The 26,138-nt window shown below is 62.7% G+C and carries 21 protein-coding genes; 3 read left to right on the top strand and 18 right to left on the bottom strand.

Annotated features, from left to right (window positions below):
* Positions 1-50 precede the first annotated feature (50 nt).
* Entirely contained in the window at positions 51-1,103 is a 1,053-nt protein-coding gene (locus J5286_RS09410) for a LacI family DNA-binding transcriptional regulator (protein ID WP_209190100.1), read from the top strand.
* 44 nt (positions 1,104-1,147) lie between these two features.
* On the opposite strand, the gene J5286_RS09405 is transcribed toward J5286_RS09410, so the two are convergent.
* Positions 1,148-2,338, bottom strand: coding sequence for an acyl-CoA dehydrogenase family protein (locus J5286_RS09405; RefSeq protein WP_209190099.1), 1,191 nt, complete (start codon positions 2,336-2,338; stop codon positions 1,148-1,150).
* Between the two features lie 296 nt (positions 2,339-2,634).
* On the opposite strand from J5286_RS09405, the gene J5286_RS09400 reads away from it, so the two are divergent.
* The gene (locus J5286_RS09400; protein ID WP_209190098.1) at positions 2,635-4,023 is read left to right on the top strand and encodes an FAD/NAD(P)-binding protein; all 1,389 of its coding nucleotides are present in this window, start codon (positions 2,635-2,637) and stop codon (positions 4,021-4,023) included.
* Between the two features lie 3 nt (positions 4,024-4,026).
* On the opposite strand, the gene speB is transcribed toward J5286_RS09400, so the two are convergent.
* The 17 genes from speB to J5286_RS09315 form a co-directional block, all read right to left on the bottom strand.
* A complete protein-coding gene (gene speB, locus J5286_RS09395) occupies positions 4,027-4,989 on the bottom strand; it encodes an agmatinase (protein ID WP_209190097.1) in 963 nt (320 codons plus the stop codon).
* A gap of 115 nt (positions 4,990-5,104) precedes the next feature.
* Positions 5,105-6,109: a C-terminal binding protein gene (locus J5286_RS09390; protein WP_209190096.1), complete on the bottom strand. Its 1,005-nt coding sequence runs from the start codon at positions 6,107-6,109 to the stop codon at positions 5,105-5,107.
* Positions 6,110-6,178: 69 nt separating this feature from the next.
* The gene (gene msuE / locus J5286_RS09385; protein ID WP_209190095.1) at positions 6,179-6,739 is read right to left on the bottom strand and encodes an FMN reductase; all 561 of its coding nucleotides are present in this window, start codon (positions 6,737-6,739) and stop codon (positions 6,179-6,181) included.
* A 110-nt stretch (positions 6,740-6,849) separates the two neighbouring features.
* Positions 6,850-8,031 (bottom strand): acyl-CoA dehydrogenase family protein, encoded by a 1,182-nt coding sequence (locus J5286_RS09380; RefSeq protein ID WP_209190094.1) that lies wholly within the window; start codon positions 8,029-8,031, stop codon positions 6,850-6,852.
* Between the two features lie 109 nt (positions 8,032-8,140).
* Positions 8,141-9,244 carry an LLM class flavin-dependent oxidoreductase gene (locus tag J5286_RS09375; protein WP_209190093.1) on the bottom strand — a complete coding sequence of 368 codons (1,104 nt, stop codon included), beginning with the start codon at positions 9,242-9,244 and terminating at the stop codon, positions 8,141-8,143.
* Positions 9,245-9,401: 157 nt separating this feature from the next.
* Positions 9,402-10,484 (bottom strand): LLM class flavin-dependent oxidoreductase, encoded by a 1,083-nt coding sequence (locus J5286_RS09370; protein ID WP_209190092.1) that lies wholly within the window; start codon positions 10,482-10,484, stop codon positions 9,402-9,404.
* Complete coding sequence (locus tag J5286_RS09365) at positions 10,481-12,205, bottom strand: dipeptide ABC transporter ATP-binding protein (RefSeq protein WP_209190091.1); 1,725 nt, start codon at positions 12,203-12,205, stop codon at positions 10,481-10,483. Before J5286_RS09365 ends, J5286_RS09370 begins: the two co-directional genes overlap by 4 nt.
* Positions 12,184-13,029: an ABC transporter permease gene (locus J5286_RS09360; protein WP_209190090.1), complete on the bottom strand. Its 846-nt coding sequence runs from the start codon at positions 13,027-13,029 to the stop codon at positions 12,184-12,186. The genes J5286_RS09365 and J5286_RS09360 overlap by 22 nt, the downstream gene beginning before the upstream one ends.
* Positions 13,026-14,036 (bottom strand): ABC transporter permease, encoded by a 1,011-nt coding sequence (locus tag J5286_RS09355; RefSeq protein WP_209190089.1) that lies wholly within the window; start codon positions 14,034-14,036, stop codon positions 13,026-13,028. The genes J5286_RS09360 and J5286_RS09355 overlap by 4 nt, the downstream gene beginning before the upstream one ends.
* 33 nt (positions 14,037-14,069) lie before the next feature.
* The gene (locus J5286_RS09350) at positions 14,070-15,719 is read right to left on the bottom strand and encodes an ABC transporter substrate-binding protein (protein ID WP_209190088.1); all 1,650 of its coding nucleotides are present in this window, start codon (positions 15,717-15,719) and stop codon (positions 14,070-14,072) included.
* A gap of 362 nt (positions 15,720-16,081) precedes the next feature.
* Positions 16,082-18,427: a molybdopterin guanine dinucleotide-containing S/N-oxide reductase gene (locus J5286_RS09345; RefSeq protein ID WP_209190087.1), complete on the bottom strand. Its 2,346-nt coding sequence runs from the start codon at positions 18,425-18,427 to the stop codon at positions 16,082-16,084.
* Positions 18,428-18,473: 46 nt separating this feature from the next.
* Complete coding sequence (locus J5286_RS09340; RefSeq protein ID WP_209190086.1) at positions 18,474-19,853, bottom strand: FAD-binding oxidoreductase; 1,380 nt, start codon at positions 19,851-19,853, stop codon at positions 18,474-18,476.
* A 74-nt stretch (positions 19,854-19,927) separates the two neighbouring features.
* Positions 19,928-20,530, bottom strand: coding sequence for a 2-hydroxychromene-2-carboxylate isomerase (locus J5286_RS09335; protein ID WP_209190085.1), 603 nt, complete (start codon positions 20,528-20,530; stop codon positions 19,928-19,930).
* A gap of 40 nt (positions 20,531-20,570) precedes the next feature.
* Positions 20,571-21,554 (bottom strand): Bug family tripartite tricarboxylate transporter substrate binding protein, encoded by a 984-nt coding sequence (locus tag J5286_RS09330; RefSeq protein WP_209190084.1) that lies wholly within the window; start codon positions 21,552-21,554, stop codon positions 20,571-20,573.
* Between the two features lie 20 nt (positions 21,555-21,574).
* Positions 21,575-23,092 carry a tripartite tricarboxylate transporter permease gene (locus J5286_RS09325; protein ID WP_209190083.1) on the bottom strand — a complete coding sequence of 506 codons (1,518 nt, stop codon included), beginning with the start codon at positions 23,090-23,092 and terminating at the stop codon, positions 21,575-21,577.
* Positions 23,089-23,589 (bottom strand): tripartite tricarboxylate transporter TctB family protein, encoded by a 501-nt coding sequence (locus J5286_RS09320; protein WP_209190082.1) that lies wholly within the window; start codon positions 23,587-23,589, stop codon positions 23,089-23,091. The genes J5286_RS09325 and J5286_RS09320 overlap by 4 nt, the downstream gene beginning before the upstream one ends.
* Positions 23,590-23,607: 18 nt before the next feature.
* Positions 23,608-24,582, bottom strand: coding sequence for an NAD(P)-dependent oxidoreductase (locus J5286_RS09315; protein WP_209190081.1), 975 nt, complete (start codon positions 24,580-24,582; stop codon positions 23,608-23,610).
* A 229-nt stretch (positions 24,583-24,811) separates the two neighbouring features.
* On the opposite strand from J5286_RS09315, the gene J5286_RS09310 reads away from it, so the two are divergent.
* Entirely contained in the window at positions 24,812-26,137 is a 1,326-nt protein-coding gene (locus J5286_RS09310) for a CapA family protein (protein ID WP_209190080.1), read from the top strand.
* Position 26,138: the final 1 nt, after the last annotated feature.

Here is a 26,138-nt window from a genome sequence, read left to right as displayed (position 1 = left end):
CGTAGGAGCGAGGTCGTATAGGCGGGACATGCTGATGGGAGGAGTTGAGCATGGCAAGCAGCCCTGACATTCATCGACAGGTCACTTTGATCGATGTCGCTAAGGAAGCAGGTGTTTCTCGTGCGACGGCTTCGCTTGTCATCAGGGAAAGCCCGCTGGTTTCATCGGAGACCCGCAAGAAGGTCGAAGCCGCGATCGAAAAGCTTGGTTATGTTCGAAACCTCACCGCGGCCCGACTACGGGCAGGACAGAGTCGCGTGGTTGGGCTCGTCATTCCGAATCTCGCGAACCCATTCTTCTCAAGATTACTGGCTGGCATCGAAGAGATACTTGATCAGGCCGGTCTCGCTGTTCTGCTGGCCAACAGCCACGACGATCTCGGCAGGCAGCACGACGTGTTGCGCCGGATGCGCGAGCACGGAGTCAATGGTGTCATTGTCTGCCCGGCCGCCGGCACGCAGCAAAATTGGCTATCTGACAATGCTCTCGGCCCGATGCCGGTTGTTCAATTGCTGCGCTACGTTACCGATCAACTGGACTACGTTGGGGTCGACTATGGCCTCGGTGTACGGCAAGCAGTGAACTATCTTGTTGGGCTAGGGCATTCTCAGATTGTCTTCGCGGTTCACGGTGCCATGCATTCGGCGTATCGCGAGCGCGTGGATGGTTTTTCGGCGGCCATGGACGAGCATTCCCTAAAAGGCAATTCACTGCTGGCCATGCCCATGCGCCTGACCGACATTCCGGCGGCCACGAAGTCCATCTTTGAGTTCAATTTGGATTGCACGGCAACATTGTGCTTCAACGACGTCATCGCGATCGGTTTATCGGCCGGCCTGCACGATCTTGGCATCACGATCGGTCGTGATCACTCGCTCGTGGGCTTCGACGACGTGCACAATGGCGAAATCATCAGGCCGCCCATCACGTCGGTTGCCACGCATCCGACGGAGATTGGCCGGATGGCGGGACGCAGGATGTTGGAGCGCCTTCAGCAGCCAGCCGAAACAGCTCGTCGGGTCGTGCTGAAACCAGAGCTCATGATCCGCGAGTCCTGTACCGCAGCCCCCGCGCTCAAGGGAAATCCGCAATCCGGGCAATAACCAGCCTTTACGGAAACACATGAGCCACAAGGCTTTCTCATCTTCTATACGCCCAAGGTGCTGCTGGGCGTCACACCGTTAAGATGGTAATTGCCGAGGGCGGCGTGGTATTTCCGATGCGCGGGATATTGCAGCGCGCGGGTGTCGGTCGCGTGGCAGAGGCGATCGAGGCCGCTGCCGACGGATGATGCTGCGGCGAGTTCAATCAAAGTTTCGTAAGCGTCGATAGCAATCTCCGAGGTCAGAACCTTGGCCGCGCCCGCAGCAAGCGTGGCTGCCGTCACGTTTTCTTGGGTCGTTTCGATCTGCGCGATGTCGGCCTTGAGGCCGGCGCTCTCGATGAGGGCAGTCGCGGCCTCCAGCTGAACGGCCAACTCTCCAACGCGGGTGAGAGACCTAGCATCTCCTGAACTTTCATGGGCTCGGCCGTAAGCTGGCGATCGAGAGCGCATTTTGATGACCGCGATCACGTCTGCAAAGCGCCTTCGAGCCACCCCGAGGTCAACGCTAGCGTCAAGGATTTGACCCAATGCTCCAACCGCCGTGGGGCGCTCAAAGCTCTTGTGGTGCGCGACCACGGCGTCAGCATGGATGTAGACATTGTCCAGAACCGCTGCGCCGCTAGCATGGTCGCTGACGGTTCGCGCACCTTCTGTCCCATGTTGGATGAACGATATGATCAACCTATCCTCGTCGTTCAGCGCGACGATGGAAATCCAATCCGCGAACGCCACGTTTGCGACATCGCGCCCGCGCCCGTTGACGCGATAGCCCAATCCATCTCGGGTAATCTTGAGCTCCTCATAGGTGGCGGCCTCCGAATCGCGTTCGGTCGACACACCGACGAACCTGTCACCGGCAAGCGCACGTCCGAAGAAGAAGCGCTTCTGCTCTTCCGTGCCGTCGGTCCGCAACGCCTCAAGAATGTAAAAATGGCTCTCAACGATCCGGCCAATCCGGGCATCGGCTTCAGAGATGATCGCGGTGATCTTCGCGAGAACGGTATTGGATATGTCGATGCCGCCATATTCCGGAGGAACGGTAATGGCCAATAGCCCGGATTGCGATAGTGCTTCGAATTCATTGCCGCTTAGTCGCCGATACTGATCGAACGTCGGTGACTTTTCCCGAAGGCGGCTGGCGAACTGGTTCGATGTCGCGATCACTTCTTCCTCGCTTGCCAGTCGGGCGGTCAGCTGGCGAATTCGACCCGTTGCATGAGGTATCCTGTCCATCTCGTGCTCTCCCAAGCTGCGTCGAATAGGGATGAAATATCCTCAGGCGAAAGAAAAGAACATTAAATCCATAAACTACTCGAGGTGAGGAAAGTCATTTCGTGGGCGTCGCGGATAGCGCGGTTCAGCGGGGCAGCAACGCGGCTTGCCGTAAGAGCCCCAAATCGTGGCCTCACAAAAAGGGGCTTGCCATCGCGGTTATTATTTCTATGCTTTTAGTAGATAATTATGCCTTCATCCCGATCCGTGATTTACCGGCGCATGCTGCCGGACCAATGCAGGAAAGGAACTGACGCATGACACAGCTCCCCTCCCATTTTTCCAGACGACCACAAGATCGACAGACACGTTCACTCTTCAAGGTCGCAATCGTCGGCCGTGGCTTCACCGGCATCCTGACCGCCATCGCGCTGCTTAGGACGGTCAAACGGCCGTTCCATCTTGTCATGTATGATCCGCAGCAGACGGTCGATATCAGCAGGAGCGTGAGCCAATCGGCGACGACGTTGCTCAACAGCCGGGTTCGCGATCTGTCCGTCGATCCCGGGGTTCGCGACGATTTCAGCAGATGGCTGGAAGCAGAGCAGAAGCTTGGTGAAGCCGTCGGTTGCGAGCGAACGGGCCGCGATCAGTCATTTGTATCAGGAGAGCTGTTTTCCCAGTACGTGCATCAGCGCTTCTCAGAAGCGTTGCAAAGCAGGACCGATGTCGTCGTGCAGATCTGTCCCGAGATCGTGACGGGCCTCGATCACAGCGAGGAATTGGGCTTTTCGCTTTCGTTTGGCGAGCGGCAAAACGCCCGCTTCGATACGGTATTTCTCGCCACTGGCTACGGACTACGTGAGAATACAGCGGAAGGACAGGCAGGTCCTGCTGGTGACAATGTCGTGGTGATCGGCGCCGGCGTTCGGGCAGTCGATCGGGCCCTTCGCCTGTTGGCCAATAGTCAGGCACGACACGTCACACTGATATCGGCTTCGGGTTTCCTGCCGCAATCGCATGCCCGCTCGGCCGTGGGGCCGATCGTGTCCGAGGAGCCGTTTCCGCGCACGCTTCGCGGTGCCTTCCGGCATCTGCGTCGGGCGGCGGAGGTCGCCAATGCAGATGGCTCCGGCTGGCAAGGGATCATGAACGGCTTCAGGTCGCGTGCCCATGACTTGTGGCAGGAGTTGAGCGCGGAGGAACGCGGTCGCTTCAAGCGCCATGTGCGCGCCATATACGACAGCCATCGAAATCGTCTGCCGCCCGAGCACTTCGAGCGCCTTCATCGGGCTATTGCAGACGGTGCCATTACGCTGCGCAAGGGCAAGGTTGAACGTATCGCGTCGAATGGTGTGCTTTTTTCAGGACCGGCAGGTCTTGAGGTACTCTACGCCAGCCGGGCCGTCGATTGCCGGTCCAGGCCAACGGATCTGGAATCGCCGCTGTATCGTTCCGTTCTGCGCGCGGGCCTCGCAAGGCGTGACGTGGTCGACCTTGGCATTGTCGTCGATCGCTGCGGTCGAACTGCATCGGAACCGCAGGGCTCCAAAGGCTTGTTCGCAATGGGCCCTCTCGGCCTGGGCAGTCTGCCGGATATCGACCTGGTGCCGGAGATCGTTATCCAAGGGCACGCCGCTGCTGTCGCGCTCGACAATTGGATCCATGAGCTCTCGCTTGCCGAGCAACGCCTGCCTGATGAATAACCCTCAGGCTTTTCGATTTCGATCGATCTGCCTGGCGAGGATGCACATCAGTTCAAACATCATCGTTGCGCCTGCGATGGAGGTCATACCCGCGAGGTCGAACGGCGGCGCCACCTCGACGAGGTCGGCGCCGACAAGGTTCAGCCCATCCAAGAGCCTGACCATCTGTTGAGCCTCGCGGGTGCTGAACCCGCCGATCTCGGGCGTTCCGGTGCCGGGCGCCATGGAGGGATCGATGGAGTCGATGTCGAAGGTCACATAGGCGGGGTTTTGACCGACGATCGCTCTGACTTCCGCCATCACCTCCTCGGCGCCCCGGCGCACGAATTCTTCCATATAGATGATGCGGACACCCTGCTCGACGGCCCAGCCGTGCTCATCTGGACTATATGTCGATCCTCGAATTCCGATCTGCACGATCCGCCGTGGATCGAGCAATTTCTCTTCGATCGCCCGGCGAAATGGCGTTCCGTGGGTGTATGGGTTGTCGCCGAAATAGGTATCGTTGGTGTCGGAATGCGCGTCGAAATGGATGAGACCGACCGGACCGGTTTTCGCTACCGCGCGAAGCACCGGCAGCGTCGTCAGATGGTCGCCGCCGACAGACAACGGAATGGCGCCGGCTGAGACGATCTCCGCGATGCCCTCTTCGATCAGGCGCAGGCCATCCATCAGATCGATCGGATTGACGGCGACATCGCCGACATCGGCTATGTTGGCGATCTTGAAGGGTTCGATCTTGAAGACGTGATGCGTGCTGCGCATGAGGCTCGAATAGTTTCTGACCTCGCGCGGCCCATGCCGGGCGCCGGCCCGGTTCGTGGTTCCGCCATCCCACGGAATGCCGACCAGCGCGATGTCGAGGCCCACGGCCGAGTCTACCGCCGGTAGCCGCATGAATGTCGCGTGGCCTGCAAAACGCGGAACCTTGGCGGCATCGACAGGCTGGTGAAATTTATTGCTCATGCGTCAGGTCCTGTTTGAATTCTTCATTATCGCGGGCAACAACTTGCCACGGGAATTATCGAAGTAAATCAAATTGTTTGCGGACTGAGTAGAGTTCGATGCCACGCACCTGACGTCAGGCCTCTACCCGATTTCTGAGATAGCCTTCCTCCAGCAGGATCTTCACCGTCATCGCCGCGTTGTGGCGCATCTCGATTGCGGCGTGATCGGAGTAGAAGGCGTTGTGGGGGGTGATCACCAGGCGCCCCGCGAGCCAATCTTCCCTGTTGCGCCACGCGGTCAGAAGAGAATGGTCCCGTGGCGGCTCCTCGGCCAGCGTATCGATCGCGGCTGCCGCCAGATGGCCGGTTCGCAGCGCGGTCTCAAGCGCATCGAGATCATCGAGCAACTCGCCGCGTGCCGTGTTGACGAGGATCGCTCCGGGCTTCAGCCGCGAGAGCGTCTGCGCGTCCAGAAGACCACGTGTTTCGGGATTGACAGGGCAGTGGAGCGTTAGGATATCCGCCTCGGCAAGGAGTTCGTCTATCCGGTCGACGCGATCGTAGCCGATCGCCTTTTCATGGCCGCGCGGTTGGCCGGGATCGTAGCCCAGGATGCGGAAGCCGAAAGGCTTGAGGCGATTGATGACAGCCGTGCCGATCCGCCCGACGCCGATGACGCCGACCGTGGCGCGGTTGGAGCGCGGGAGCGGCTTCAAGCTGTGAACTTGCCAGCCGGACGTGTAGCCGCGAGCACGGGCGTCATGTTCCCACAGCCGACGGTGCAGCGAGAGTATCATCGCGACGGCGTGGTCGGCGACCTCCTCGGTGCCGTAATCCGGATTGTTCGCAAACGGGATACCGGCGGCCGAAAGCGCCGGCAGATCGATCTTCTCATAGCCGACGCCATAGCGCACCACGCCCTTGCAGCGCGCAAGATGGGCGATGCTCCTGGCCCCGAGCCGCGCACCCCAAACCATCAGCGCATCCAGGCGGGCAAGGCGCTCCGGCGAAAACAGCGTTTCGTCGGTGGTCGCGAAGTAGTCGCTCTCGACCTCGTCGCCCAACAGCTTCGCCTCGAGGTCAGGCGTGCCGAACATGTGGTCGGTGATGCCGACCACGTATTTCCTTTGTCCTGTCATGCCTAGTCTCGCCTCTGGCTCTGCCTGAATATCTCGAAAAAACGCATTGCCAGATGCGGTACCGCTCGACTATTCCGCGGCGATCGCCGTGGGCGCGGAGCGGGTGCGCACTAGCGCGGCTGCCTGGATCAGCGCCTGTTCGACGCGGCCAGTGATTGCGGGCGAGGGGGCGCCATCGGTGAAGTCGCGGCTCGCGGCATAGACGGCGGTCGGGACGACAAAGGCCTCGAAGAAGGCAAACAGCGGGCGGAGCTGATGCTCGACCATCAGCGCGTGCCTATCGCCGCCACCGGTTGCGGTCAGGATGATCGGCTTGCCGCGCAGGTCGGCCGGATCGAGCAGGTCGATCACATGCTTGAAGAGGCCGGTATAGCTTCCCTTGTAGGTCGGCGAGCCAATGACGAGGGCGTCCGCCTCGATGATCGTGCGGATCACTGCCTGGGCCTTGGTATCGAGATCGGCGATCGAGCGTGCGGTCGCCAGCGCCGGGCCGAAATCCTCGACATCGAATACCACATGATCGAGACCCGCGCGCTCGGCGAGCGACGCCGTTACGCTTTCGACGAAGCGCTTGGTGCTCGAGGGGCGGGTGATATTGCCCGAGAAGCCGACAATAAGATCGTTGCTCATCAAAGTTCCTTTCACGGGCCTTCCCGTTATTCGAGGGGTGCGACTGGCCTGAATGCCGGTCCGCACATGCAGATGTTTCAGATGCAAGAAGATGCCGCGACGGTTTCTCGCTACGCCGTCTTGAGCACCGGTATGGCCGCAGAGCGCTCCAAGCGAGCGGCCTCCTCGACGTTCCATTTCTGATAGGCGGCGCGGCCCAGCATCGAGATCGACGTGTCCTCCTGCGGCGCGTGCACCAGCACCGACTGAACGTCCCTGAAATGCCGCTCGATGCCGAGATCGGCATTGAGGCCGGGATTGCCAAGGCCGCGCACGGCGAGCTGCACCGCCTCGCGCAGCTGGCGGCCGGCGATCAGGCGGGCCCGGATCAGCCTTTCGGCAGCACCATCCGTCGATGCGAGCGCGCCGAAGATGATCTCGCGGGCGCCGGAAACAAGAAGGTCGATTTCGCCCGATAGCGTGACGAACCTCTCGGTCCGCGCGATCGGGTGGCCGAGGTTGGAGGGAATGCGTTCATGCGCGAAACGGATGAAGGCCGATTGTGCGGCCTCGGCGGCGCCGAGATAGATCGCAGTCAGCGCGAGGTTCATCGCGGCGTGGGCGCGGTTGTCCTGCTGGGCAACGGATGGGTCGACCAATTCCAGCGCGTTTTCCGTGGGGATCTCGACATCGACATATTCGACGTCATGGGAGCCCGTCGCGCGCATGCCGAGGCTCTTCCAGTTCTCTATGACGCGAATGCCCGGCAGGCCGTTCGGCACGACGAATGTCCCGACCCGAGCCGAGAGCTCATCTGTGTGCGCCCAGACGAGGAAATGCGTGAGGCCATACGCACCGGTCACGAAACGCTTGCGGCCGGTGATCGCCCAGCCGTTTGAAGTGCGGCGCGCGACGGTGGCGGGAAGCCCGCCACGGGCGGGGGAGCCCAGTTCCGGCTCGACGCGGGCGGCATTGAGGAGCAGCGGACGCTCCTTCGCCTCGGCCAGCAGGCGCCGATAAAGATCATCGGGCCAGTGGTTCTTGGTCGCTTGGCCAAGATGGTTGAAGATCGTCATGGCGCTGATCAGTGCCACCGATGGATCGCCCCGGCCAAGTGCAGCGAGGATATGGGCGGCATCGCTCAGCGTACCGCCCTTGCCGCCGTAGCGGCCGGAAACCGTGCTTTCGAGCAGCCCGGCTTCATGGACGGCACGAATGCCAGCCCAGGGAAACTGGCCTGTCTGATCGGCTTCGGGTGCAGCTTCCGCAAGGATGCGCACGGCGTCATCAAGGGCGATCTGGTTATAGGGCATGCTGAGGCCTTCTGGCTGTCGGAGTGCATCCTTCTCGTCTCGGGAGGATGCTTTTCAGGCGGACGCTGAGAGAGAGCTGCGGTCCGGCGCAATGGACGGACCGCATGCATCATGCGGCGTTCTTCTTCTTGGCGTTCTCCCGCTCGCGGATGCCCTCGCGCACCAGCGGCAGGATGTAGCGCCCGTAGTCGACCGCATCGTTGAAATTGTCATAGCCTCGGATCGAGATCAGGTCGGCGCCGAGGTCGATATAGTCGAGGATCGAATCGGCGATGGTGCGCGGCGAACCCACGAGTGCTGTGGTCGCGCCGCTTGCATTGGTGGCGGTTACCGTCGGATACCAGAGCGCGCGGTCATGCACGTCGCCGCGAGCCGCGATATCGAGCAGGCGCTGCGAGCCCACATTGGCTGGCGGCGTCGCGTTGATCGGCGCGCGCGCCAGGCCCTTCTGGCGGTTGGCGGTCAGCTGATCGAGAACCTTGTGGGCCTTCTCCCAGGCGAGTTCGTCGGTTTCAGCGACGATCGGGCGGAAAGTGACCCAGATGCGCGGACGATCCGTGCGGCCGGCCTTCGCGGCTTCGGCGTAGATCCGGTCTATCTGCTGTTTGGTCTCCTTGAGCGGCTCACCCCAGAGCCCGAAGATGTCGCAGAGCGAGCCGCCGATGCGATAGGCCGCATCCGAGGAGCCACCGAGCGAAATCGGGATGAGACCGTTGGTGGGGCGAACGGCGCTGCGGAACTGCTTGAACTGATAGTATTTCCCGTCGAAATCGAAGGGCTCCTTGGATGTCCAGGCGAGGCGCAAGATGCGGATATACTCTTCCTGCCGCTCATAGCGCTCTTCCTTGCTGAGGAAGTCGCCTTCACGCGCCTGCTCATCGTCGCTGCCGCCGGCGATGAAGTGGACGACGACGCGGCCGCCGCTCAGCTGGTCGAGCGTCGCGAGCGATTTCGCCGCCACGGTCGGGTAGACCGTGTTCGGCCTCAGCGCGACGATGATCTTGATGTTCTTGGTATGCGCCAGCACCGTGGCGCCGAGCGTGAAGGGATCGAAGGACGAGGAGGAGTAGGGAATGAGGGTGTAGTTGAAGCCGTAGTCGTCAAGGGCGCGTGCGTAGCGTTCCAGAAAGAGCGGGTCGACGGGCGCATCCGGCAGCGGGTTCAGGTCGTTCGACGCGTTTGGAAAGCTTACGCTGATGAATTCCGCGGTCATGGGAGCTCCTTGATGGTGACGGCCAGTGCTTGGACGTTAAGCAGTGGCGAATTGAGAATGAAGAGAGGCATTTCTATTTCTATAGAAAAGATAGAATATTTTGCTGCCGTGCGGCTTTGAGTGAAGGCGGTGGTCGTGATGTCTGCTCTGCGTGGGGCTAAAAGCTGGGTGTCCAGCCAAGTGCTGGCGCGACCGTGCGGGAAAGGTCGGTCAGCAGCCTGATGTTGTCGGGCAGGCCAAAGGCGGGGGGCAGAAACAGCACCACCTCGTCGGCGGCCGCAATGCCCGGGTCGTTGAAGACGGCGTCGATCACCTCGTCGGGCGCGCCTTGAAACACTGGCGAGATCCTGAGATCGGCGGATTGCGTCGGCGGTGCGAGCGCGCCGTTGGGGCGCGATGCGGCAATGCCCTTGGTTCGCCGTTCGAGATCGTAGGCGGCGTATTTCTCGCGCAGTTCGGCGCTCGTGCCGACAAGGATCGAGGCGGCGACGGCGACCGGAGGCGGTTCGGTTTTCCAGAGCCTGCGCCAGGTCGACCGGTAGGCTTCGATGATCCGGGCCTGGTACTGGCCGAAGGTCTCGCCCTCGTCGAGGTCGTGCAGCACGGTTCCCGAGATCAGGCCGATGCCGAGTTCGGCCGCCTGCACGGCCGAGCTCAGGCTCGCCGAGCCCTGGCGGATACGCGCGCGCAATGTCGGGCTGTGGGGCGTCACCCGTAGCTCGGCGCCCGCAGGCGCACCCTGGCCTGGTTCGGTCACCGTATGAAGCACCTGACCCGAGATCGCCGCGAGAAACCGCGCCTGGCGGCGCTTGGCTTCCGTGCGTGCATCGGTGTCCGTGGCGCCGAACACGGCGTCGAAGGCAGCGCTTGCGCCCGTCGAGATCGCCAGCTCCAACCGGCCGCCGATCAGGAGATCCGTGGTGCCGGCGGCCTCGGCAAGCAGGATCGGGTCCTGATAGCGCATCGGGATCACCGCCGATCCGAGCGTGATGCGGCTGGTGTGCTGGCCGGCGGCGGCGAAGAAGGGGAGTGGCGAGGACAGATAGTGGTCGAAGTGCCGCTGGTAGGCCCAACCCGATTGGTAGCCGAGCGCCTCGGCCTGCCTGAACAGCTCGATACCATCCTTCAGGCCTTGCGCCGGCCCGGTGTCGTCGCTGAACGACACGCGGGTATTGAAACCCAGCCGTTGCTTCGGCCGGAAGCCCACCGGCACGGTGTTGGCGGATGCGGCGATGGTCATGCGATTTGTTCCTGACGCTTGACTTGCCGGAGCTTGCCGCGCGGCGCGGGGGCGGCTTCGGCGATCCCCGCGGGGATCGATTCCAGCAGGGACGCGGTGTAGGGATCCTTCGGCGCGCCGAAGATTTCGGCGACCGTTCCATGCTCGACGATACGACCTTGCCGCATGACCGAGACGGAGTGCGCGAGCTGGCGGACCAGGGCCAGATCGTGCGAGACGAAGACATAGGTCAGGCCGAGCTTTGCCTGCAGCGACAGCAGCACCTCGACGATATCGGCCTGAACGCTGACATCGAGCGCGGAGGTCGGTTCGTCGAGCACGATGACATCAGGTCTCAGCACCAGCGATCTGGCGATCGCCACGCGCTGGCGCTGGCCGCCTGATAGCGCGCCCGGCTTGCGGCCCAGCAGATGCTCGCCAAGCCCGACATCGGCCAGGGCCTCGCGGACGCGAAGGTCGCGCTCCCCAGGCGTGCCGATCTTAAACCTGTCGAGCGGTTCGCGAACGAGGTGCTCGACTTTCCAGGTCGGGTCGAGCGAGGTGAACGGGTTCTGGTAGACGAGCTGCAGGTGGCGCCACACCGAGCGCAACGCGGTCCGGCTTTGGCCGGTCACCGTTTCACCGGCGACGGTGATCGCGCCGCTGTCGGGTTCCTCCAACCCGAGCAGCAGCCGGATGGTGGTCGTCTTGCCGGAGCCGGATTCGCCGACCAGCGCATGCGTGGTCCCCGCGGGGACCTCGAAGGAGATGTCGTCCACCGCCGTCAGCGTCTTGCCGTCGACCGTGAACCGCTTCGTCACGCCGCCGACGGTGATCTTCGGCACGCGGCTGCTGTCCTTGAGAAGCGCGAGGCCGGGGTCGCGAAGCCTGGCGTAGCGGTTCGGATTGAGCGCCGGAACATCGGCATGCAGCTTGCGGGCATAGTCGGATGCCGGCGCGGCGAAGACCGTCGATGTCCGGCCGGCTTCCTGCACGGTACCGTTCTTCAGCACGACCAGCGAATCGGCTCGTTCGGCGGCGATCGCCAGGTCGTGGGTAATCAGGAGAAGGCTGATGTCGAGCTCGTGCTGCAGGCGCGATAGCAGATCGAGGATCCGTTTCTGGATGGTGACGTCGAGCGCCGAGGTCGGCTCGTCGGCGACGAGAAGCGTGGGGCGGGGCAGCACAGCGAGCCCGATCAGCACACGCTGCAGCATGCCGCCGGAAAGCTGGTACGGGTAGGATTCGTAGACGCGGGCGGGATTATCGAGGCCGACCTGCGCGAAGGTTTCGAGGATGAGCGCCTTGCGGATCGCCGCGTTGGGCTCGTCGGTCAGCGTCGCGGCCTCCATCGCCTGCGCGCCGATGGTGCGAACGGGATTGAGTGCGTTGCCTGGATCCTGAGGTACGAAGCCGATCTTGCGTCCGCGTAGCGGCCGAAACTGGCGCTCGGATTGCGCCAGTATGTCCTTACCGCCGAACACGATCTTCCCATTCGCCGCGCCGCCGCTGGGCAGCAGCCGCAACACGGCGCGCGCGATCGTCGATTTGCCCGATCCGGATTCGCCGATGAGCGCAAGGCTCTTGCCTTGTCCGAGTTCGAAATCGATGCCATGGACCACCTGCTGGCGTCCGTAGGACACCGAGAGATTTTCGACGGCCAGGAGCGGTGCCGCGCCAAGCGAGACGACTGCATCGTGGTTGGCGATGAAGGCGGTGTTCAGTCTGTTTTGCGAAGCCATCGGCTGATCCTGTTCACAGAGAGGACGGTCGCGATCGTGACGAAAGCGGGTGCATAAACGAGCCAGGGCCATTTGAGATAATCCTTGCCGATCGAGATCAGCAGGCCCCAATCGGAGGCTGGCGGCGGGTCGCCATAGCCGAGGAAGGCAAGGCTGGCGATGACGAGGATGGACTCGCCGAATTGCAGAACGGCGAGCGGCAATACCGAGCGCGAGGCGTTCGGGAGCACATGGCGCAAGAGGATGTACCAGCGCGAACCGCCCGACAGGAACGAGGCCTCGACGAAGGTCGACTGCCGGGTCTTGATGACCTCCGAGCGCGTAACGCGCGCGAAGAAGGCGACGGCCGAGACGCCGGTCGCGATGGCGGCGTTGATGGTCTCGAAGCCGATGGCTGTCACCACGATGACCGCCAGCAGAAACTTGGGAATGGACAGCAGCACGTCGACCAGTCGTGCGAAGACGATATCGACCCACCCGCCGAGAAAGCCGGCGACCAGCCCGATCAACCCGCCCGCCACGACGCCGATGACGACGGCGACGAGCGCGCTGGAGACGGACGAGGCAGTGCCGAAGACTACGCGGGCATAGACATCGCGGCCGAGATGATCCGTGCCAAACCAATGCGCGAAGCTCGGGCCCAGCAGCTTGTCGGCGGGAACACCGACAACAGGGCTATGGCTGGTGAACAACTGCGGCGCGATCGACCATCCGATCACGATCGCGATAATCGCGAATGATAGCACGACGGTGGCAGGGAGGCGCAGAGCAGCGAGGCGGCCGGCGCCTGCGTTCGAGAGGGAGAGATTGGAAACGAGGCTCATGGATGCACCGCCGTGGTCGTGCCGAGCGCGCTGTCATCGGCCGTTGTCTGTCGACGCTTCGCGGCCCCGAGGAGTTTCACGCGAGGATCGAGCAGCGGGTAGAGAAGATCGGCGATCAGGTTGACGAGCACGAAGACGACAGCGCCGAGCGAGACGATCGCCTGCAGAACCGGCAAGTCCTGCGTGCTCACCGATCTCTGTACAAGGCTGCCGACGCCGGTGCGCCCGAACACGGTCTCGGTGATCAGCGAGCCGCCGAGCAGCTCGCCGATGGTCAGCGCCACGACGGTGACGACGGGCAACGAGGCGGGCTTGAGGAGATGCCGGACGAAGAGGCGCATCTGCCCGATACCCCGGCTGCGGGCAACGGCTGCGTATTCCTGCTCCGCTTCCTTGTCGAGATTGGCGATCAGAACTTCGGCGATCTGCGCGGAGACGGGAATGCCGAGTGCGACGGCGGCAAAGAAGGTCGCCCAGGCGCTGTCGGGGTTGATCACCCTGAAGAGGCCGAGTTGGAAGCCGAAGACGTGGATCAGCACTAGGCCGATGACGAAATTCGGTACGGAGAGAAAGAGCGACGGAAAGCCGCGCAGCACCCCCTGTCCGAACCGCTTGGGCACGAAGCGGGTGCCGTAGGCGACGGCCAAGGCGAGCACCAGTGCGACCGCAAGGCCGGCCGCCGCCAGGATGAGCGTCGAGGGCAGCACCTCTCCGATCAGGGTGGCGACGGGCCTGTTAGAGCGCATCGACATGCCAAGATCGCCGGTCAGGAAGCCGGAAAGCGCGTTCCACAGCTGCACGATGACAGGCTTGTCGAGGCCCTGCGCGGCGATGATCTCGGCGATCTCTTCTTCGCTGAAGCCGTTTTGCGGGTTGCGTAGGACGCTGGTGATCGGGTCGCCAGGCAGGATGCTGACGACCACGAAGGTGAACACATAGGCCAGCAGGATGACGACGGCAGCCTGGCCGAGCCGTTTGGCGGCGTAGGTTAGGTAGACATTGTTCATGCCGATGCCTCACATGTTTCAGGTGTTCGCGCGTCAGCCGACGAGCGAGGCCGTGTAGTAGCTGGCGTAGGCGACGCCGTTGTAGACCTCGCCCTTCAGCTTTGGCGACTGCACGTAGATGCGCTGGACGATCTGCGTGCGTGGGATGAAATAGCCCTGGTCAAGGATGTACTGCTGCAAGTCGTCGAGCAGCGGCTTGCGTTCATCGATGGAACCGGCGCCGGCGATCTTGTCGCGCAGGTCGTTGAGCTTGGCGTCGCGGTCGTCGAGCGCAAACCAGTTCTCGCCGTTGTTCGCGTTCGTCAGGATGCTGGCGACCGTGCCGGCGTCGATGAAGCTGCGCGTCACCTCGTAGGTCGGGACGGCGGCGCCGCCGAACTTCACCTTTTCGCCGAAGGTGACGACATCATAGGCCCGGATTGCAACCTTCCAGCCGATCTTGCCGAGTTGCTGGGCGATCAGTTCGTCGACCGACTTGGAGGTGGCGAGATAGGGGTTGGAATGGATGGTCAGCACCAGCGGCTTGCCGTCCTTGCTGCGAATGCCGTCGGCGCCCTTCACCCAACCTGCCTCGTCGAGCAGCTTTTCGGCCTTCTCGGGATTGTAGCTCAAAAGATCGCTGTGGTCGGTCGCGCCAGGCACGTTGCTCTGGATGAAGGACGTCGCCAGCTTCCAGTCCGGCGTATAGACGGTGTCGATGATTTCCTGCCGATTGATGGCGGCCTGCAGGGCCTGGCGAACCTTGATGTCGTCATAGGGCGCCAGCTTGGTGTTGACCGCCCAGCCGTTGACGAAGCCGAGATAGCGCGGCGTGGCGATGGTGAAACCTTCATCCTTGAGCGACTTCAGCTCCTGGGGCGAGGCGTTGTAGGCGATATCGGCCTGGCCGGATTGAACCGAGGCGACCCTGAGGGATGGTTCCGACACCAGCTTGTAGGTGATGGAATCGAGGAAGGCAGGACCCGTGTGGCCGACGGCTTCCGGTCCCCAGTTGTAATCCTTGCGCTTGACCAGCGTGACGTGATCGCCCTCTTTCCAGCTTTCCACCACAAACGGGCCGCTGCCGGCCGTCTTGCTGAGGTCGGCCTGCTCAGCGGCCGGCAGCGCGATGCTCTTGGGAGAGATCAGGATCGATCCGTGATAGCCGAGCGTCGGTATGAAGCCGAGCGTCGGCTTCTTGAAGAAGACCTTCACCGTGCCTGCATCGACGGCCTCGGCGTGATCGTAGGTCTTGGGGAAGAGGCCTATCGGATTGATGCCTTCGTTCTTGCGCCCCGCGTACCAGATATCGAGATTGGCGACGACGGCTGCCGCATCGAGCGGCGCTCCGTCCGAGAAGGTCACGCCGCTCTTCAGATGAAGCGTGAATTCGGTTGCCTTGTCATTCTGCTCCCAACGCTCCACCAGCCAGGGGCTGACCTTGCCGTCCTGGTCGACGTAGAGCAGCTTGTCGGTGACGTGGCCCCAGATATGGCCCTGAAAACTGGAGATCGCGCTGTTGTTCGGGATCCAGGTGTCGCCGAGGGAATCGATCAGAAAGGTGATGTCGCCACCCTCGCTCGGCGCGTCGGCGGCCTGCGCGAAGCGGGTTGCCGAGGCAATTAGTGCTGCACCTGCGGCCACGGATGTGGTGATCAGCAGGCGGCGTCGGGAGAGGGAAAGCAGGGAGGAACGTTCGGTCATGGGTGATCCAGATGATGGAGTGATATCTTGGTTATGCGTCGGGTCGCGGACACGCGCGGGCGCAAGGCCGCGGTGAAGTGCCGCGACTTGTAAGGGTGCATGAGCGATAGGTGCGGGAGGAAAGCCCGGCGTTATCGGGCCGGCATGGTGGAGCACATCGCGTGCGGACCGTGCGTTCTCGTCTTTGTGTCGGTCATGAAAAGCTCCCTCGTTTCGGCTTTAAGTTCATCACCGACAGCCTAGCAGCGCATCCCGTCGGAGAAAGACTAGTTATTCTTTTTCTATGGAATTTATAGATTAATTTGCCGAGATTCTGGATGCTGTGTGGATTGGTGTTTCAGGGCGTTTTCCAAGAGCGGACCTCACGTCCGATCGTCGAGTGCGGCCCCGATGCCGGCATCGTCTTCGCGCGCTACGAAGCGCATCGGCTCGAAGATCCGCACTGGCGGCAATGGGCCGGTAAAGCGCTCAAGTTCAACCCTCGTGATCTGCCCGGTCGGGCCCTGTGCGAGCTTCGACGTGCCGATGTCGCGCGTCAGGATATTCGGATTTCCGTGAATGCACATGGTGGTTTCCGCTTCAGGATCGGCGGGCTCGAACCACGCGCCCGTTGCCAGCTGCATCACGCCCGGCCGCACGTCGTCGCTGAGGATGGCGGCAGCGAGGCAGCTGCCGCGCTCGTTGAACAGCCTGACGATATCGCCGTCCGAAATCCCGCGCGTGATCGCATCGGCGGGATTGATCCGGATGGGTTCGCGACCGTGGATCTTCGTCGAGCGGCTGAAGGCGCCATAGTCCAGCTGGCTGTGCAGGCGCTGGTAAGGCTGATTGCAGATCAGATGCAGCGGATAGCGGGTTTCGTCCCCGGCTTCTCCTCTTGAACCCGGCGGATACCATTTCGGATGGCCGCCGCAATCGTCGTAGCCGAAGCGCGCGACCCTCTCGGAGAAGATCTCGATCTTTCCCGACGGCGTCTGCAGCGGAGAGGCGTCCGGATCGTGCCGGAACCCGTTCGCCGGACCGCCATCGTCAGGCTTGATGGGAAGGGACAGCTCACCCCGCTGCCAGAATGTCTCGAAATCCGGCGCCTCGTGGCCGCCGGCGGCGAGCGCCTGGCGCGTCGTCTCGAACAGAAAGGCCAGCCATTCGCGGCTCGTGCGGTTTTCGGTGAAACGCTCGAACTTGCTGAGCCGCCGCGATATCTCGGCAAAAATCTCGTAGTCGTCCCTGGCTTCGCCAACCGGCTCGATCAGGCGCTTCATCGCGATCATCAGCTGGTCGCGATCCGCAGCGCCGATGTCGTCGCGCTCCAGCGTCGTGGTTGCCGGCAGCACGATGTCGGCATGTCGGGCCGTCGAGGTCCAGGCCGATTCATGCACGATGATCGTTTCCGGCCGCCGGAACGCTGCGCGCAGCCGGTTGATATCCTGGTGATGATGAAACGGATTGCCGCCCGCCCAGTAGACAAGGCGGATATCGGGATAGCGAAGAGCCTGGCCGTTATAGTGAAACGCTTCGCCCGGGCCGAGCAGCATGTCGGCGATCCGCGCGCAGGGAATGAAATCGGGCACCGGGTTCTTGAACTGGTTGAGCGTCGGCAACGGCACGGCGAGAAGCCTCTTGCCGATATTGCCGAGGGCGCCGAGCGAATAGGAATAGCCGCAACCATCCAGCCCGATCTGCCCGAGCATGGCCGCAAGCACGATCCCCATCCACACCGGTTGCTCGCCGAAGTCAGCGCGTTGCAGCGAGTGGCTGACGGTGATCAGTGTCCTGGATCGCGCCATGGCGCGCGCGAGCTCACGGATGGCGTCAGCGCCGATACCGCAGATCGAGGCCGCCCATTCGGCGGTCTTCGGCGTGCCGTCCGCGCGGCCGAGGAGATAGTCCTCGAAGCGGTCGTAGCCGACGGTGTAGCGGTCGAGAAACTGGCGATCGTGCAGCTTTTCGGTGACGAGCACATGGGCGAGGCCGAGCATTAACGCCACGTCGGTGCCGGGAACGACGGGCATCCACTCGGCATTCACCTCGGCTGGAAAATCATCGGCCAAGGGGCTGACGAGCACGAAACGCGCGCCGCGGGCGCTGGCGCCTTTTAGCTTCGGCAGCACGACATGGTTGCTGATGCCGCCGCCATGCACATCGGCGTTCTTGATCGCCATGCCGCCGAAGGCGACGACCAGCTCGCTGCCGCGCTCGATCGCATCCCAAGTGACGCTCTTGCGGTCGAAACTGTCATAGGGGCCGAGCACATGCGGGATGATGACCATCGCCGCGCCGGAGCTGTAGGTGTTGACGGAACGCACGTAGCCGCCGAGCACGTTGAGGAAGCGATGGATCTGGCTCTGCGCATGATGGAAGCGGCCGGCGCTCGCCCAACCGTAGGAACCACCAAAGATGGCAGTCGGGCCGAAGGTCTCGTAAACCCGGCGAAGCTCCGCTGCGACGAGGTCGGCCGCCTCCGACCAGCTGACTTCGACATAGTCGTCGGCACCGCGCTTTTGCGCATGGCCGGGCTTTCCCTCAAGCCAACCCCGCCGGACGGCCGGCCGCCTGATGCGCACCGGACTATCGGCAATCGCTGCCAGATTGCCCAGCAGCGGCGACGGATGCGGATCGTCGGGGTGTGGCTTAATCTCCAGCCGGCCACCTTCCATTCGGCCGGAAAACGCGCCCCAGTGAGAGCTGTGAGGTTTAAACGCATTCATGTCGAAACGCCCTCGTAGTCACGGCCGGTTGGAGAAAATATGGGATCTATTGCGGAAGGATCTTTCCGGGGTTCATGATGTTCTGGGGATCTATGGCGCTCTTGATGACGGCCATCAGGTCGACGGCATTGCCGTGTTCCTCGCGCATGTAGGCGATCTTGCCTGAGCCAACACCATGTTCGCCCGTCGACGTTCCGCCGACAGAAATCGCGTATCGCACCATCTTCTTGTTGATGGCCGCGAGCTCCTCGAGTTCGGCGCTGTTGTCCGGATCGACCGCGAAAACGACATGATAATTGCCGTCTCCCACATGGCCGAGAATGGCGGCGGGCACGCTGCAGGTCTCAAGCAGCTCCCGGGTCTTTACGATGCAGCCGCTGAGTTCCGACACCGGCACGCAGACATCGGACGACCAGCCTTTGGCGTTCGGGCGCTGCGACACGACGGCGTAGAATGCGTTGTGGCGTGCCTTCCAGAGACGGTTGCGATCCTCGGGCGCATTGGCCCACTCAAAATCCCGGCCGCCATTGTCCTCGACGATGGCCTCCACCATCTCGACCTGTTCCTGGACGCTGGCGGGCGAGCCGTGAAACTCGAAGGCCAGCGTGTCCTCGATTTTCAGCGACAGGCCCGAATAGCCGTTCACCGCATGGATCAGCCCACGGTCCATCAGCTCCATGCGGGCGACGGGTATGCCGAGCTGCACGACCGCGATCGCGGCTGCGACCGCCTGCTCGACGGTTTCGAACGAGCAGAGCGCCGCGGAGATGGTTTCGGGAATGCCGTAGAGCCGCAGCGTCACTTCCGTGATGATGCCGAGCGTGCCCTCGGAACCGACGAAGAGCCGCGTCAGGTCATAGCCCGCCGACGATTTGCGCGCCCGGCCGCCGGTGCGGATGATCTGGCCATTGGGGAGCACGACGGTCAGCGACAGCACGTTCTCGCGCATCGTGCCGTAGCGCACCGCGTTGGTGCCGGACGCGCGCGTCGCGGCCATGCCGCCGATCGAGGCATTGGCGCCCGGGTCGATCGGGAAGAAAAGCCCCATGTCGCGGAGATGGGTGTTGAGCTGCTCGCGGGTGACGCCGGCCTCGACCGTGCAGTCGAGATCCTCCGCGCTGACGCGAGAGATCCTGGCCATGCGCGATAGATCGATAGAAACGCCGCCGCGCACCGCCGTCAGATGACCCTCAAGTGACGTTCCGGCCCCGAACGCGATGACCGGCACGCCCTCTGCCGCGCAAAGCCGAACGATCTGTGCCACTTCTTCCGTGCTCTGAGCGAACACCACGGCATCCGGGATCGCCGGCGTGTGGTGGGATTCGCCCCGGCCATGCTGTTCGCGGAGTGCCTGCGCCGTCGAGAAACGGTCGCCGAAGAGCTGCCGCAGTGTTTCGCCAAGCGACGACGGAAGGGTGGATGACATGATCAACTCCGCAGAAATAGTCTCAAAACAGACAAGCCGGGCCGCATGTCTGTGAAGCCCGGCTTGTGATTGGCTCAGGCGACCAGCTTTTCGCCCTTGAGGTGGCGTTCGAGGAAGGGGAGGCTGTCCTGGCCCCAGTAGAGCTCGTCCTCATAACGGTAGGTCGGCAGGCCGAAGACACCGGCTGCCTTGGCGGTTTCGTAATTGGCCTTCCAGACCGCTTGCACCGCCTCGCTCGCACCCTGCTCGTTCAACGCCGCGCCGTCGAAGCCCGCCGCGTCGGCGATCGCACGCCGAACGGCGGCATTGCCGATATCCTGACCACCGGTCCAGAAGGCTTCCTGCAGCGCGCCCGCCAGCTTCAGCCAGTCCTTGCCGCCTTCTATCGCGGCGATCACCATGAAGCCGGCCGGCGTCGGGTCGGAGAGCGCTCCGCGATTTTCGAAGTTCAACACCTTGCCGCGCAGGGCCGCCCAGCGCTTCAGGTCTTTCATCCAGTAGGCGCGGCGCGCCTCCGGGCGGTTGCGCGAATAGATGCCGCCATTGTCCTCGATCAGCGGAATGACATAGGGCTTGATCACCGCATTCTGCTTTGCAGCGAGTTCGGCGAATGGGGCGAGGCCGATGAAGGCCCAAGGCGAGCCGACGCCGAAGAAGTAGTCGATGGTCTTTGTCATTTGATGTCCTCTGGATGTTGTTGTCGCCGTTGGCGGATATTTACTGCGCGAGAGCGAGACCGGCGTCGCGGATCAGGATGCCGAACTGCTCGTTGTCGTCCTTCGCGCGCTGGCGAACCTGTTCGAGGGTCTCGATACCGGGGATGAGGCCGAAACTGGTGACACGCTGGCGCACGTCAGGCTGCTCGAGAATGCTGTTGATTAGGCTGTTGAGGCGGGCCTTGACCGCGTCGGGAGCCTTGGCCTGGATCGAGACGGTGTGCCAGCTGCGCGGCGCCCAGCCGCTAATGCCGCCTTCAGCTGTGGTGGGGAGATCAGGCAACTGCTGCCAGCGGGTGTCGCCAAGAACCGCGATGCCCTTCAGCGTGCCGGAAGCGATGTGCTCGGCGGCTTCCGGCCCGATGAATATCTGCGCTTCATTGGCGAGCACGGCCTGGAGTGCCGCCGGTGCGCCGTTGTAGGGGATGTGCAGCAGCTCGATGCCGCCCTTGTTGGAAAGCCAGACGCCGCTCAGATGGCCGACGGTTCCCTTGCCCGAAGTGCCATAGGCCAGTGCGCCGGGGTTGGCCTTTGCGTACGCGATGAGTTCGCCGAGCGTGTTGGCGGCGACAGCGGGGTTGACCGCGATCACCATCGGCGCATCGCCAACCAGTACCAGCGGAACCAGATCGTCGAGCGGCTTGTACTGAACCTTGGTCACCAGCGGAATGATGCCGTAGAAGCTGTTGGTAGACTGTAGCAGCGTGTAGCCGTCGGCCGGCGTGGTCATGAAGTAATTGGCGCCGATCGCGCCGCCGGCACCCGGCTTGTAGTCGTTGATCACCTGCTGGCCGGTCAGCGACGTCAGCTTCTCGCCGAGCAGGCGGGAGATGTTGTCGCTCATGCCGCCGGCATTGTAGGGCACGATGTAGTCGATCTTCTTCGTCGGGAACTCCTGGGCGAAGGCCGGAAGGCCGAAAAGTGCGGTGGCCGAGAGGAGAGATGCGGCGGAGAGGAAGCCGCGACGGGTCGGGTTGAAGGTCATGTCGTGAGATCCTTTGCGCGTCACTCGGCAAATGCCTTTTGCCGGAATTTCTGGATGAAGGGGAAGCAGATGCTGAGCAGGAGCAAAGCCGTGGCCACGAGCATTGCGAAGCTGATCGGGTGGTTGACGAAGATCATCAGGTCGCCGCGCGCTACCAGCATCGAACGGCGGAAATATTCTTCCATCATCGGCCCGAGCACGAAGGCGAGGATGAGCGGCGCCGGCTCGCAGCGCCACTTGTTGAGGAAGTATCCGAGCACGCCGAAGATTGCCGTCAGGTAGACGTCGAAGGTCGTGAACTCGACGCCGTAGATGCCGACGATGCTGACGGTGAGAATGGTCGGGAACAGGAACTGATAACGGATCTTGAGGAGTTGCACCCAGATGCCGACGAGCGGCAGGTTGATGACCAACAGCATCAGGTTACCCACCCACATGCTGGCGATCAGGCCCCAGAAGAGCTCCGGCTGGCCGGTCATGATGCGCGGTCCCGGAACGATGCCATGAACCATCATCGCGCCGACCATCAACGCCATGATGGCGTTGGAGGGGATGCCCAGCGTCAGCAGTGGCAGGAAGGCGGTCTGCGCGCCGGAATTGTTGGCAGCCTCGGGCGCCGCAACGCCTTCGACCATGCCGGTTCCGAACTTCTGCGGCGTCTTGGAAACACGCTTTTCCGCCGTATACGCCATGAAAGACGAGAGCAGGGCGCCGCCGCCGGGAAGCAGGCCGAGAAACAGGCCGATCAGCGTACCGCGAATAGTGGCGGGCGTCGCGCGCTTGGTTTCCTCGCGGGTCGGCCACAGGCTGCTGATCGGGTTGAGCGTCGGCGGCTTCTCGTTCCGCACCGCGTTTTCGAGCGTCACCAGAATGTCCGCGACGCCGAAAAGACCGACAACCAGTGGCACGAACGGAACGCCGTTCAGGAGTTCCATAAAGCCGAAGTCATAACGGTATTGGCCCGAATTGATGTCGGTGCCGGCAAGGCCGAGCAGCAGGCCGAGAAAGATCATGGCGATGGCGCGCAGCACCGATCCTTGTGCAAGCACGACCGAGGTGATCAGACCAAGGAACATCAGCATGAAATACTCAGGCGCGCCGAATTTCAGCACGGCGGCTGAAAGAATGGGTGCGAAAGCGGCCATGAAGAAGGTGGCGACGGTGCCTGCGAAAAACGAGGCCACGGCTGCAACGGTGAGTGCCGCGCCGCCGCGCCCGTTGCGCGTCATCGCGTGGCCGTCAAGCGCGGTTACCACGGACGAGGCCTCGCCCGGCAGGCGCAGAAGGATCGACGTGGTCGAGCCGCCATACTGCGCGCCGTAATAGATGCCCGCTAGCGTGATGAGGCCGGTCTCGGGCGGCAGGCCGAAGGTAAGCGGCAGAAGAATGGCGATGGTCGCCGTCGGGCCGAGACCCGGAAGAACGCCCACCAGCGTGCCGATCAGGCAGCCGGCGAGGCAGAAGAATATGTTGGTCGGCGTCAGCGCGACGCTGAGACCAAGGGCGATACCGCCAAAAACATCCACGCCGCCGATCATCGCAGGACCTCCGGCAGGACGGGTATCTGCAGGCCGAGCAGCCAGGCAAAGAGCGCGGTCGCGAAGGCGGCAAGCGCGATTGCCGTTGCGAGGATCGTCAGCGGCTGCGAGCCGCGATGGCTGAAGCCGGCGATCGTCACCATGAAGAAGGTCGCGACCGGCAGGCCGAGCGGCGAAAGCGTCGCGGCGAATACTAGAATGGAGGCCGTGACCAAGCCGATGATGCGCAAACGGGCGATTGCCGTCGGCGCCTCTTGCCCGTCCTCTTCCACCTCAGGCAGATCCTTGCCGCGAAACAGGATGACGAGAACGCCCATGAGGATCATGCAGCCCGAAATGCCCTTCGGGAAGAAGCCTGGTCCCATGCTGGTGAAGGTGCCGGTGTCATAGTCGCGCGCAACCCACAGTGCGGCGAGCCCGATCGCGATCAGGAAGATACCGAGCGGGACATGTGTGGCGTCGCGCCGGCCATTGGTCGTGTTAACTTGCAAACTCATTCCTCCCGGCCTGCAACGTCAGTATCCGCGCCCGGCGATGACGACATCGGTCAGCGTCTCTCCAGCCAGATAGCGGTCGAGATTGCCGTGCAGCTTGGCAGCGATGCGGTCTGCATTGTCTTCCGAAGACCAAGAGATATGCGGCGTCAGGCGAATTCTCGGATGGGTGTAGAAGACGTGACCAGCCGGTAGCGGCTCGGGCGCGGTTACATCGAGCGTGGCGGCCGAGACCTGGCTGCTCTCGAGTGCCGCAAGCAGGGCATCGTCATCGAGCACTTCGCCGCGGCAGATATTGATGACGTGCAGGCCGGGCTTGGCGGCGGCAAAGATCTCCGCGTTGACCGAACGGCGGGTGGCCTGCGTCAGCGGCACCGCCAGAACGAGGTGATCGACCGAGCCAACCATCTCCTTCAGCGATGCGAAGAACCTTACGTTGCCGGCTTCCTGCGGCGCCTCGCGCTTCACGGCGGAAACCGTCATGCCGAGCGCATGGAGCTTTTCAGCAGCCCGGCGGCCGATCGCGCCGTAACCGTAGATGCCGACCGATTTTCCGGAGACGAGGCCGAGCGTGCGCTTCGTCCATTCATCGGCAGAGCGCGCAAGCAGTCCGTCGAACATCTGCTTTTCATGGCCGAAGATAGTTGCGACGACATATTCCGCGATCGCTTCGGCCGAGATGCCGCGACCGGTGGTGACCAGCGGCGCCTCGAAAACCCAGTCGGGGAATGCATCAATGCCCGCAGAGGCGATCTGCACCCATTTCAGATTGAACGGCCAGCCATTCGGCTTCTGCCGAGGTGCCGCGCCCCAGCCGCGAAAGAAGGTGAAAAGGAAGTCCGCGTCCTTCGGCACATCCCATGCCGATGCAGTGTCGCTATAGGGGAGAACCGTCGGCCGGCTTATGTGGGCGCTCAGCTTCTCAGCCTGCTCGGGGTCCAGATTGCAGGCGATAACGGGCGGCCGGTTTTCGGTCCAGCCGGTCTTTGATGACATGATGTGAGCCCCATTGCGCAATTCGTCTTATCGTTCTAACCAATAAGGTAGAACGACCGTTCTAGTGGGCTACTTATCGCATGAATCGGCTTTCGCCGAAGGAACAGTTTTCCAATTGCGGGCCGCAATTTGGAATATTTGCCGGGCTGTCCGGCCTAATGTTGCGGTAGTCAAGTTGTTGTTTCTTTGTCGGTTCGGTGCACGTTCCGGCGGATCAGGAGAATGTTGCATGCGTGTTGTTGCTGGTGGTGACGCACTGTTTTCCGGTGGAAATCTCGCCGGTCGCCTCGATGAAAAACTGCTTGAATATCTCGGCGAGTGCGATGCCGCCTTCGTCAACGCGGAGTTCATCTGCCCCGCCCGCACCACGGCGCCGGCGCCGCGGCGCTTCATGACTGCCGTTGGCATCGAGGCGGTGGACGAGCTGACATCGATCGGCATCAACCTGCTCTCCTTCGCCAATAACCACACCGGCGATTTCGGCCCGCAGGGCGTCATCGATACGATCGAGGCCTGTGAAGCGCGCGGCATCATTCACAGCGGTATCGGCAGGAGCCTTGAAGAGGCGCGGCTGCCGCACTTCCTCGACACGAGCGATGGCCGCATCGCGCTGATCTCGACGGGAACCACCCGCTCGACCGAATTTGCGGCCAGCACGGCGGGCACGGGCATACCGGCGCGCGCCGGTCTCAATCCGCTTCGCTGGGGCCGCGCCTATGTGCTTCCGGAAACCGAGTTCCAACAGCTGCGGCGCATCGACGAGATGCTCGGCATCGCCGGCGGACGAAAGGAAGTGATGGATGTCGAGGTGATGGCGGATCCCGGGCCGGATCGCCTGCCTTTCGGCTCCGTGTTCGAAGGATCGCTGCAGTTCGAGCGCGGCTCGCACGCGCATATTCGCTATTACGCCAACGAGAAGGATGCCAAGGCCATCCTCGAAAACGTCCGCGATGCCGCCAACCGCGCGGAAATCGTGCTGCTCAGCCTGCATGCGCATGAAGGGACGGAGGAGAATTGGTATTCGCCGCGCCCGGCGCCGTTCCTGGAGGATTTTGCCCGCCGCGCCATCGATGCCGGCGCGACTGCCGTCATCGGTCACGGTCCGCACATGCTGCGCGGCATCGAGTTCTACAAGGGCAAGCCGATCTTCTATTCGCTCGGCAGCCTGCTGATGGAATTCGAGGCCGGCATGCAGAAGATGACGCCCGAGATGTACGAGGCCTACGGTTTCACGAAGGATGCGCTGCCGTCGCATCTTCACATGTCGCGTGCGCGCAATGCCGCCGGCGAGCCGATCGGCTTTTATGGCGACGCGCGCTTCTCGAAATCCTGCATCGCACTGCTCGATATTGTCGACGGCAAGGTGAGCGTCCGCCTTGTGGCTCTCGATCTCGATCTCAACAGAAAGCGGCCGTCGGAACGTGGCCTGCCGGCCTGCGCATCTGTAGATCTGGCGCGCGAAATTGCCGCCGATATGGCCGAGATGAGCAAGGCTTACGGCACCACCATTCACTTCAACGAAAGCGATGGCCTGATCGACGTTCTGCCGGGCTGAC

This window comes from Rhizobium sp. 16-488-2b (assembly GCF_017741815.1).
Classification (GTDB): Bacteria; Pseudomonadota; Alphaproteobacteria; order Rhizobiales; family Rhizobiaceae; genus Rhizobium.
The sequence above is the reverse complement of the archived record's forward strand: the minus strand, read 5'-3'. Positions and strand labels throughout refer to the sequence as shown.